The 9,229-nt window shown below is 72.3% G+C and carries 9 protein-coding genes and 1 pseudogene; 6 read left to right on the plus strand and 4 right to left on the minus strand.

What is annotated here, in order from left to right:
- Positions 1 to 90: 90 nt before the first annotated feature.
- Positions 91 to 408, minus strand: coding sequence for a nucleotide pyrophosphohydrolase (locus EIY87_RS03800; RefSeq protein ID WP_125306246.1), 318 nt, complete (start codon positions 406 to 408; stop codon positions 91 to 93).
- 133 nt (positions 409 to 541) lie between these two features.
- Between EIY87_RS03800 and EIY87_RS03805 the strand changes: the two genes are divergently transcribed.
- The 3 genes from EIY87_RS03805 to EIY87_RS03815 all read left to right on the plus strand — a co-directional run bounded on the left by EIY87_RS03805 (position 542) and on the right by EIY87_RS03815 (position 4,622).
- Positions 542 to 1,462 (plus strand): nitrate- and nitrite sensing domain-containing protein, encoded by a 921-nt coding sequence (locus EIY87_RS03805; RefSeq protein ID WP_125306247.1) that lies wholly within the window; start codon positions 542 to 544, stop codon positions 1,460 to 1,462.
- 88 nt (positions 1,463 to 1,550) lie between these two features.
- Entirely contained in the window at positions 1,551 to 2,867 is a 1,317-nt protein-coding gene (locus EIY87_RS03810) for a hypothetical protein (RefSeq protein WP_404800012.1), read from the plus strand.
- Positions 2,868 to 3,113: 246 nt separating this feature from the next.
- Positions 3,114 to 4,622, plus strand: coding sequence for a hypothetical protein (locus EIY87_RS03815; protein WP_125306248.1), 1,509 nt, complete (start codon positions 3,114 to 3,116; stop codon positions 4,620 to 4,622).
- Positions 4,623 to 4,625: 3 nt separating this feature from the next.
- Here EIY87_RS03815 and EIY87_RS47970 read toward each other — a convergent pair whose 3' ends face one another.
- The 3 genes and pseudogenes from EIY87_RS47970 to EIY87_RS03825 all read right to left on the minus strand — a co-directional run bounded on the left by EIY87_RS47970 (position 4,626) and on the right by EIY87_RS03825 (position 6,741).
- Entirely contained in the window at positions 4,626 to 4,778 is a 153-nt protein-coding gene (locus EIY87_RS47970; protein WP_191983943.1) for a hypothetical protein, read from the minus strand.
- A 295-nt stretch (positions 4,779 to 5,073) separates the two neighbouring features.
- Entirely contained in the window at positions 5,074 to 6,006 is a 933-nt protein-coding gene (gene coaA, locus EIY87_RS03820) for a type I pantothenate kinase (RefSeq protein ID WP_125306249.1), read from the minus strand.
- 115 nt (positions 6,007 to 6,121) lie between these two features.
- Positions 6,122 to 6,741 (minus strand): annotated as a pseudogene (locus EIY87_RS03825) (macro domain-containing protein).
- Between the two features lie 99 nt (positions 6,742 to 6,840).
- Here EIY87_RS03825 and pheA point away from each other — a divergent pair.
- From pheA to EIY87_RS03840, 3 genes are all read left to right on the plus strand, one after another.
- Positions 6,841 to 7,749 (plus strand): prephenate dehydratase, encoded by a 909-nt coding sequence (gene pheA, locus EIY87_RS03830; RefSeq protein WP_125306250.1) that lies wholly within the window; start codon positions 6,841 to 6,843, stop codon positions 7,747 to 7,749.
- Positions 7,746 to 8,363 (plus strand): histidine phosphatase family protein, encoded by a 618-nt coding sequence (locus EIY87_RS03835; RefSeq protein ID WP_125306251.1) that lies wholly within the window; start codon positions 7,746 to 7,748, stop codon positions 8,361 to 8,363. The genes pheA and EIY87_RS03835 overlap by 4 nt, the downstream gene beginning before the upstream one ends.
- A gap of 123 nt (positions 8,364 to 8,486) precedes the next feature.
- On the plus strand, positions 8,487 to 9,134 hold the full coding sequence (locus EIY87_RS03840; protein WP_404800013.1) for a DUF4232 domain-containing protein: 648 nt from the start codon (positions 8,487 to 8,489) through the stop codon (positions 9,132 to 9,134).
- Positions 9,135 to 9,229 lie beyond the last annotated feature (95 nt).

Here is a 9,229-nt window from a genome sequence, read left to right on the forward strand (position 1 = left end):
CTCCACTTCACATCCGGAGGCCTTCACCTGTCTGCACGACAGGCCGTCACCGGTCACCTCAACTCGGGACAACGTCCCCGGACATCACAGCTAGGCGGGCGGCGGGAAGCGGACCTCGTTGCGGTCGATCTTCGCGTGCGCCGCGGCCGGCAGGTCGACACCGAGGCGGTCCGCCAGCTGCAGCAGGTACAGCGTGACGTCCGCGATCTCGTCGAGCACCTTGGCTTCCAGCTCCGGGTCGTCGCGCCACGCGTCGGACTCCTCCGGGGTCAGCCACTGGAACAGCGAGGTCAGTTCGCCCACCTCGCCGGACAGCGCCATCACGAGGTTTTTCGGGGTGTGGAACGGCTCCCACGCTCGGGCGGCCGCGAAGCCGCGCAGGCGCTGGGTCACGTCGTCGAAGGTCACGCGGCGATTGTGCCCGGCCGTCACGGTGCGCTAACGGCCGTATGGCGGATGGGCGTTGACCGGTGAATCTCTCACTCAATAGGTTGAACTTCGTCGGGATGTTTGCGGGGATCAGGGCCGGGAAGGGAACGTCTTGAAGTACCTGCGCTCCGTCCGCGGCCGCATGCTGGGCATCGCGCTCATCCCCGGCTCCGCCCTCGTCGTGGTGGCGGTCGTCATCACGGCTTTCCTGGTCCACCAAGCGGTTCGCACGCGCGACCTCGCGGTCGAGACGGCGACGGCGGCGGACCGGACGGCCCGGTCCGTGGTCGCGTTGCAGGCGCAGCGGAGCGCGGCGATGGCCGCGCCGGAGCTGCGGACCGCCGCGTACGCCAGCTACACCCAGCGGATCGACACCGCCATCGCCGGGCTGCGCGACTACGTCCGCCGCGCGCCGGACGCCGAGTCGGCCTACCAGCAGACGACCGCCGTCGAGCTGCTTTCCGTCGCCGAAGGCATGGACCGCTCCGATTCCCTCGCGCTGGCGGGGCTCGACGGCGTCACGCGGCGGCCGTACGCCCTCGCCGTCGCCGCCTACCGGGCCGGGCTGACGCGGGTCGCGCCGCAGCTCACCGACAGCGGCCGCACGGCGTACGAGTCGCTCACCCGCAGCGCCGACTGGAGCAGGCTGGCCGCCGCCGAAGACGCGTTCGCCGCCGCCGAACCCCTGCCCGTGCCCGAGTCCATGTGGCGCAGCGCCGCCTACACCGTCTCCGCGCAGCTCGGCCGGCTCTACACCCAGCAGAGCCAGTACGCCGTGCAGCTCACGCTCGACGACGGCCGCCGCACGCTCGCCGGCGCGCTCTCCGCGGGGACCGCGCTGCTGCTGTGCGCGGTGCTGCTGCTGATCGTCGTGCGGCGGCTCGTGGCGCGGGTGCCGGTGCCGGTCGTGCCGATCATGGTGCCCACCGTGCGCTCGGCCATCCCGCGTCCCCGCCACGCACGGTCACGACGGCCGAAGGTGCCCGAGCCGTGGCCGCTGAAAGCCGTGCTCGACGACTTGCGCCGTCCATGACGCCCTCACCGAGAGTCATGCGCTACTCCGAAAAGAGCACGCGGTTGGCCCACACGCGCACTCGACGGGCTCAGGCAGACTGGTGCGCGTGAGTCCCCCCTCGGATCTTCGCCCCTACCTGCGCACTTTGGACGCGGAGACGCTGGCGGACCTGCTGCTGGCCCAAGCCGAGCGTGACCCTGAGTTGCGGCATTCCCTCGAACTGCGCGCCGCGACCCAATCCGGTGACGTCAGCGAGGCGCACCGCCTGCTCGACACCGCCGTGACCGACGGGAACGTCGAATACACCGCGAAGATCGGTGCCGTGCTGGACACGCTGCAGCGGATGCTCGACGCCGGCAGCCGCGCCGACCTGGCCCCGCTGGCCCGGCGCACGGTCGACGACATCAGCGAAGTGCTGGAGCAGTCGGGCGACCACACCGGCGACCTCGGCGAACGGCTGGAGCGGGCCGTCGAGCTGTACGCCCGCGCGTGCGCCGCCCGGCCGCCGGACCCGGAGAAGCTGGCCGGGTGGATCGTCGAGGTCGAGTTCGACGGCCCGGGCTGGCCGGTGATCGACCTCGCCGATTTCGCGGCCGCGCTGGGGGAACGCGGGCTCAAGCTGATCAAGTCCCACGTGGACGACGTGCTCGCGGCGAACGGTGCCGGCCACCGCCGGGACGTGGCCGAACGGCTGCGCGAACAGCTGGCCGAGGTCCTCGGCGACGTCGACGAGCTGGTCGCGATCCTCTCGGCCAAGCCGCCGCGCGTCGACGTCAGCCTGAAGATCGTCCGGGTGCTGCGGGCCGCGGGGCGGCACAGCGAAGCCATCGCGCACGCCGCCCGCGCGCTCACCCACGACAAGCAGCCGCCGCCGCAGCCGGAGGACGAGACTTCCCTGCGCCGCAAGGACTTCGACGCCCGGCCGGACCGCGAGACGTTCGCCGCGCTGCGCGAAGCCGCGCAGGCCGCGGGCAAGTGGACGGCGCAGCGCCGGGAAGCGCTGGCGACCCTGCGCGAACGCGCGGCAGGCGGCGGGGCCGACGAGCTGGTCCGCGTCCTGCTCGACGACGGCCGTCCCGACGAAGCCTGGCGCGCCTGCGTGCGGTTCGGGGCGTCGCCGGAGCTGAAGCTCGAACTCGCCGAGCTGCGCGCGGAGGAGCACCCGGCCGAGACGATCCCGGTCCTGCGCGAGCACGTCGACGAGCTCATCGAGCGCAAGGACCCGCAGGCCTACCGGGAAGCCGCGCGCCGGCTGAAGTCGTTGCGCGGCTTGCACAAGCGCGCCGGAACCGCGGACGAATTCACCGCCCACCTCGCCGCACTGGTGGAAACCCACCGCCGGAAAACCCGCCTGATCACGGAAATCCGGGCCGCGCGAATCGCCATCCCCAAAGCCGTAACCTCCCCGCGCACCCCTCGTTGACCGGGATGAACCGGTGTGCACGTGCACCGGGACACCGCGAGCCCGCCACGGTGGCGACGCCCTGGCCAGAGAAGTCGCGGTGGCCCTGTCCCGTCGCCCCGCTCGGCGCCTCCCCGTCGAGCACGCGGCGGGACCCGCGCCAGGGCCACCGCGACCGGCTCGCGGACTGTGACAACCGGGCCTTCGGCCCGGGCCGGGGGCTCCGCCACCCGGACCCCCGAAAAGCGTGCATGAAAACATGAGGCCATGAGCCCGGTGAGTCGTGCCCGCAAGAGGCAGCCGCAGCCCGTCACCCACAGCGTGACCGGCCTGTTCAAGGACGTCCTGAACGACTTTTCGGCGCTGGGTGCCGAGCCCGCGCCGGTCGACGTCGAGCTGCTCGCCTCCGAGGTGCTCGGCCAGTTCCACGACGTCCCCGTCGAGGACGGTGAAGAGTCGCTCGGCCTGGAGCTGATCGGCTTCGCGCAGCGCAAGATCACCCCGGGCGCCGCCGCGCTGCTGGCCGCGCTGAAGGTCGTCGCCGAGACCGACGTCGAGCGCAAGGCCGCCGAAGACGGCCTGCAGGTCGTGCTCGGGCGCGGCATCCCGGCGCCGCCGTGGGCCGGCGAGCTGGGCCGGGTGAGCGCCGGCGAGTGCTGGCGGACCGGCGACGTCTACGGCGACGAGACCTCCCTGCTCTGCGTGTTCTCCCACGGCGGCCAGGCGTACGGCCTGCTCGCGCTCCTCGACTTCACCGAGGGCGGCCGGGTGCGGGACCTCGTCGTGATCGAGCAGCCCGCCGACGTCCTCGGCGAAATGCGCGAGCAGGCCGAAGCCGACCCGGAGCTGGTCGTCTTCGAAGCGGTCGAACCGGCCGAGGCGCACCGCCTGATCGCGGACGGCCTCGCCGCGACCGACCACCTCGAGGACGCCGACGTCAGCGAGGACTACGCGCGCTTCCACGCGGTCGCGCTCACCTGGTGCCGCGCGCTGCCGGAGCCGGCGCTCGTGCCCGAGGTGGCCGTCTGGTCCGAGACCGAGCGGGCCGCCGTCGTCGAGCAGTTCGTCGCGGCGAGCGGGGAAGACGCCGACGCCGCCCGCGCGCTCGGGCGCCTGCTGCTGGAACACGGGCTGCGCACCGACCCGGCGAACCCGCTGCGCGTCGGCCCGGAGAAGATCGCGCGCTTCCTCGAGGGCCTGCTGGGCGAGGAGTACGAACTCGACGCCGACCACGAGGAAGCCGTCGAGCCGGTCGTGCTGGCCTGGGTGCAGTGGACGGCGGAGCGGGCCGGGCTGACCGAGACCGCGGTCGCCGCGCTCGACGAGGCCGTCGCCGACTACCTCAGCGAGTACTCCGACGAGGACGACTCCCCGCTGGAGCGCTACTTCGGCGGCGTCGGCGACCTGTCGCCGAGCGAGCTGGCCGACGCGCTGGAGCGCCGGATGTTCGCCGTGCCGTCGCTGACCACGGAGATCGACGACGAAGAGGTCGACCTCGACCCCACCGACGCCGAGCAGCGCCGGGCGCTCGTCATCGCCGAAGCCGACGAAGACGAGGAAGAGCAGCGGCTGATCCTGCGCGCGACCATCGTCGACCAGCTGTGGGACAACGAGCCCGCGGACGTCTGGCAGACGGCGGAGCGCCTGCAGGAGGGCGAGCTGGACCGCGACGAGATCTTCGAGCAGCTGATCGACGCGCTGGAAGGCAGCTTGGTGGACGGCGAAACGCTGGAGTACGACCCGGACGCCTACCTCGAGGCGCTCGGCGAACTCTGACGGCTACGGCAGGGGGCCCGCCGGTTCGGCGGGCTTCTTGCTGCGGCGCTCCTGCAGCCGGTCGTCGAAGTCGACGACGAACGTCCCGGCGGCCATCGCGATCAGCAAGACCAGACCGAGCAACGCGCCGACCCACGTGAGGACCATCGAGAACATCGTGGGCCTCCTCCCAGCTCAGAGCCGTTTTCCTGACTCCTTCAGGGTCGCTTTCGCAACCGGCGCCCGGTATCGGCCAACCGGTTACGCCTGAAGGCCGCGCCTCGGCCGATCGGCCGGGATCCGGCGCGGAGAGTCGCGAGAGCGCGACAAGTCGTGGCCGTGCACTCGCTCAGGGTGGGAATGCGCGGCATGTGGGTGACGGGCCGCGTGACGGGTCCGCGGTCGGCGTGTCGGCGGCGCATCGACCTCCGATCCGCGGCGTAGGTCGGCGAGTGCCGGTCCGTCAGGAGGCTCAGAGCTTCCGAAGACGGACGCGGTTGATCGCGTGATCGCAGTCCTTGCGCAGCACGAGCGTCGCCCGCGGCCGGGTCGGCTTGATGTTCTCCATCAGGTTCGGCTCGTTGATCGAGCGCCACAGGTGCTTGGCCTCGGCGCGGGCCTCGTCGTCCGGCAGGCCGGCGAAGTGGTGGAAGTGCGACGCCGGGTCCGCGAACGCCGTGTGCCGCAGCTCCAGGAACCGCTCGATGTACCAGCGCTGGATGTCGTCGGTGTGCGCGTCGACGTAGATCGAGAAGTCGAAGAGGTCGGACACCATCAGCCGCGGCCCCGGCTGCAGCACGTTCAGCCCCTCGAGGATGAGGATGTCCGGCTGCTGCACCACCTGCTCCTGACCGGGCAGGATGTCGTAGGCCAGGTGCGAGTACACCGGCGCGGCGACGCGCTCGGCCCCCGACTTCACGTCGGTCACGAACCGCAGCAGCGCGCGGCGGTCGTAGCTCTCGGGGAAGCCCTTGCGGTGCATGATCCCGCGCCGCATCAGCTCGGCGCGCGGGTACAGGAAGCCGTCGGTGGTGACCAGGTCGACGCGGGGGTGGTCCGGCCAGCGGGCGAGCAGCGTGCGCAGGATGCGGGCGGTGGTCGACTTGCCGACCGCCACGCTGCCCGCGATGCCGATCACGAACGGGACCTTCGTGCCGCGGGAGTCGTCACCGAGGAACGTCGTGGTCGCTTCGTAGAGCCGCTGGCGTGCGGCGACCTGCAGGTTGATCAGGCGGGAGAGCGGCAGGTAGACGTCGGCGACCTCGGCCAGGTCGACCTGCTCGCCGAGCCCGCGCAGCCGCAGCAGCTCGGCCGCGGTCAGCGGCAACGGCGTCGAACTGCGCAGTTCTTTCCACTGTTCCCGGTGCAGCTCGACATACGGGCTGAGTTCGCGGACCCGGGTCATCGCACACTCCTCCGGCCGTCGCCTGCACTGGCGCACGTTTCACCTGCGTGATTAACGGTAGGGCTTACGACGGGTGAACGCGCTGTGATGTAGTCCACCCCCTGACTTTCAGGGGTTACCGGGGGTAACGGTTCCCGAAGACCTCGTCCCACGCGGCCGCGACCTGCCGGGCGCACGTGGCCGGGGCGACGCCGCCCACGCCGGTGCCCAGGCCCGGCATCGCGATGGTGCCGACGTGCTCGCGCACCGGCCCGTCGTCGAGCTGCCCGTCGCGCCACTGGAGGAACACCGCGCGGGCGGCGAGGTAGGGGTGGACGGTGTCGGCGGGCAGCAGCTCGCCGGGCTCGCGCATGGTCGGCGCGCTGATCAGCCAGGCCGGCTCGGCCTCGCCGGTCGGCACGACCACGGCCTCGCCGATCGGCAGCTCGCCGCCGTGGAAGGCCAGGACAGCGCTGCGGACGCGCTGCTCCACCTGGGGAACGCCCGCGCGTAGACCGCGTCGATGCCGCCGCGCATCCAGCCGTAGGAGTTGGCCGGGCTGACCACGGCCTGCGCCACGACGTCGAGCACCGACCCGCGGTGCACCCGGACCCGGCCCGCCAGGTTTTCCACGGCGGCGGTCCAGGCGGTGGCGAGTGGTTCATCGACGGCGCACAGCACCAGCTCGGGGGTCCGAGGGGAGACCGGCGGGTGTGCGTCCCCGCGGCCGGTGTGCGTGCCGGAGTCGGCGGTCACGCACCCCAGCATCGCAAAAAACGCCACCCGGCGTAACCGGTGGGCGTACCGGCTGTCCGAGTGAAAGTCGCCACGCCGGAGCCCGTTAACCTGGGCTCTGTGTCACGGATCGCATACTTCGGCCCCCGGGGGACCTTCACCGAACAGGCCGCGCGGGCCCTCGCCCCCGGCGAAGAACTGATTCCGGTCGAGACCGTGCGGCAGGCGCTCACGACCGTCCGCGAGGGCGGGGCGGACGCCGCCTGCGTGCCCATCGAGAACTCGGTCGAGGGCGTGGTGCCCGCGACGCTCGACGCGCTCAGCGAGTCGACGGCGCTGGTCGCCGTCGCCGAAGCGATCCTGCCGATCCACTTCAGCGTGCTGACCCGGCACGGCGGCGGCGAGATCCGGACCGTCGCGAGCCACCCGCACGCGCTGGCGCAGGTCCGCGAATGGCTCGAAGCGAACCTCCCGGGCGCGCACCCGGTGGCGTCGTCGTCGACGTCCGCCGCCGCGGTCGGCGTGCTGGACGGCGAGTTCGACGCGGCGGTCTGCGCGCCGGTCGCGGCCGAGCACTACGACCTGGAGGTGCTGGCCACCGAGGTCGCGGACGTCGGCGACGCGGCCACCCGGTTCCTGCTGGTCCGCCCGCCGGGCGAGCTGCCGGAGCCGACGGGCGCGGACCGGACGTCCGTGGTCGCCGCGGCCGTCAACCGCACCGGCACGCTCGCCGAGCTGCTCACCGCGCTGGCCGACCGCGGGATCAACCTGACCCGGCTCGACGCCCGCCCGACGCGCAGCAACTTCGGCGAGTACCGCTTCTTCATCGACTTCGAGGGTCACGTGGCCGAGCCGCGGATCCTCGACGCGCTGACCGCGCTGCGCCGGCACTGCCGCAACCTGCGGTTCCTCGGCTCGCACCCGCGGGCGGACGGCATCCGCTCCACGGTCGAAGCCGGCGCCGGCAACGACGACTTCGTCGAAGCGGCGGTGTGGGCGGACGCGGTCCGCAAGGGGGAGCTCGCGTGAGGCTGCTGCTCATCCGCCACGGGCAGACCGACGGGAACGTCCGCGGCGCGCTCGACACCGCCCTGCCCGGGCCGCCGCTGACCGACCTCGGCCGACAGCAGGCCGACCAGCTGGCGGTGCGGCTCGAGGGTGAGCCGCTGGTCGCGGTCTACGCGTCGCAGGCGACCCGCGCCCAGCAGACCGCGGCGCCGCTGGCCGCCCGGTTCGCGCTGGACGTGCAGGTCGTCGACGGCGTGCACGAGGTCGTCGCGGGCGATCTGGAGGGCGCGACCGACCCCGCGTCGATCCGGGTCTACCTGGAGACGGTCCGGCGCTGGACCCTCGGCGAGCTGGAGCCGTCGCTGCCCGGCGGCGAGAACGGCACCAGCGTGCGCACCCGGATGCTCGACGCGGTCGGCGCGCTGCGGGCCAAGCACGAGCAGGCCGACCCGGACGGCGTCGTCGCGCTGGTCAGCCACGGCGGTGCGATCCGGCTGGCCGGCGAGTGGCTGGCGCCGAACGTCCACGCCGACGTCGCCAACGCGGCGCTGATCCCCAACACCGGCCTGGTCGAGCTGGAAGCCCGGCCGGACGGGGCCTGGCACTGCCTGACCTGGGTCGACACCCCGTTGTAGCCCGGCACGAACGTGTGATCCCGTCACGTTTAGAACACGTTTGGTGGGGAATTAACCGTGCGAACCAACCTGCCGGAGATCCGTACGTCTACCCAGTAGCACCACACCAGGGAGGCGATTGACATGGTTCGGACGAAGCTTTCACGGTTGCTGCCGGTGGTCGCGGCTTCGGCGGGCGTTTTCGCGCTTTCCGCCTGCGGGGGCGGCGGGGCCACACCCGCGGCGAGCAGCTCGACGCCGTCGACCTCGGCGTCGCCGACCTCCACCACCGTCACCACGGCCACCTCGAGCCCGAGCAGCAGCTCGACGCCGGCGGCGCCGCCGCAGGTCGCCCAGCCCGCGGACAACGGGCTCTGCAAGGCCGGGGACGTCAAGCTCGCGCTCGGCCAGGGCGACGCCGGCGCCGGGTCGGTGTACCGGCCGCTGCGGATCACCAACTCCAGCTCGAAGCCGTGCAGCATCCAGGGGTTCCCCGGCGTTTCCTACGTCGCGGGCGCGGACGGGCACCAGGTCGGCAAGGACGCCTTCCGAGAAGGCACCAAGGGCAACGCGGTCAAGCTGAACCCCGGCCAGACCGCGGTCGCCGACATCCAGTTCGTCAACGTGCGGAACTTCGACCCGGGCACTTGCCAGCCGACCGCGGTCAAGGGCCTGCGGATCTACCTGCCGCAGGAGACGGCGTCGAACTTCGTGCCGTCCGAGGGCACGGGCTGCGCCAGCACGAAGATCCCCGGCAACCAGCTCGCGGTGAAGACGGTCCACCCGGCCTAGATGTGATGTCCGGGGACGTTGTCCCGAGTTGAGGTGACCGGTGACGGCCTGTCGTGCAGACAGGTGAAGGCCTCCGGATGTGAAGTGGAGCTGTC

Origin of the sequence: Amycolatopsis eburnea (assembly GCF_003937945.1) — a bacterium.
GTDB classification, from domain to species: Bacteria; Actinomycetota; Actinomycetes; order Mycobacteriales; family Pseudonocardiaceae; genus Amycolatopsis; species Amycolatopsis eburnea.

What these genes read in the sequence shown, in the direction of transcription:
- EIY87_RS03815 (WP_125306248.1), top strand. Translation starts at nt 3,114, where the DNA reads ATGAGCCCGGTGAGTCGTGCCCGCAAGAGGCAGCCGCAGCCCGTCACC.
- EIY87_RS47970 (WP_191983943.1), bottom strand. Translation starts at nt 4,778, where the DNA reads ATGTTCTCGATGGTCCTCACGTGGGTCGGCGCGTTGCTCGGTCTGGTC.
- coaA (WP_125306249.1), bottom strand. Translation starts at nt 6,006, where the DNA reads ATGACCCGGGTCCGCGAACTCAGCCCGTATGTCGAGCTGCACCGGGAA.
- EIY87_RS03840 (WP_404800013.1), top strand. Translation starts at nt 8,487, where the DNA reads ATGGTTCGGACGAAGCTTTCACGGTTGCTGCCGGTGGTCGCGGCTTCG.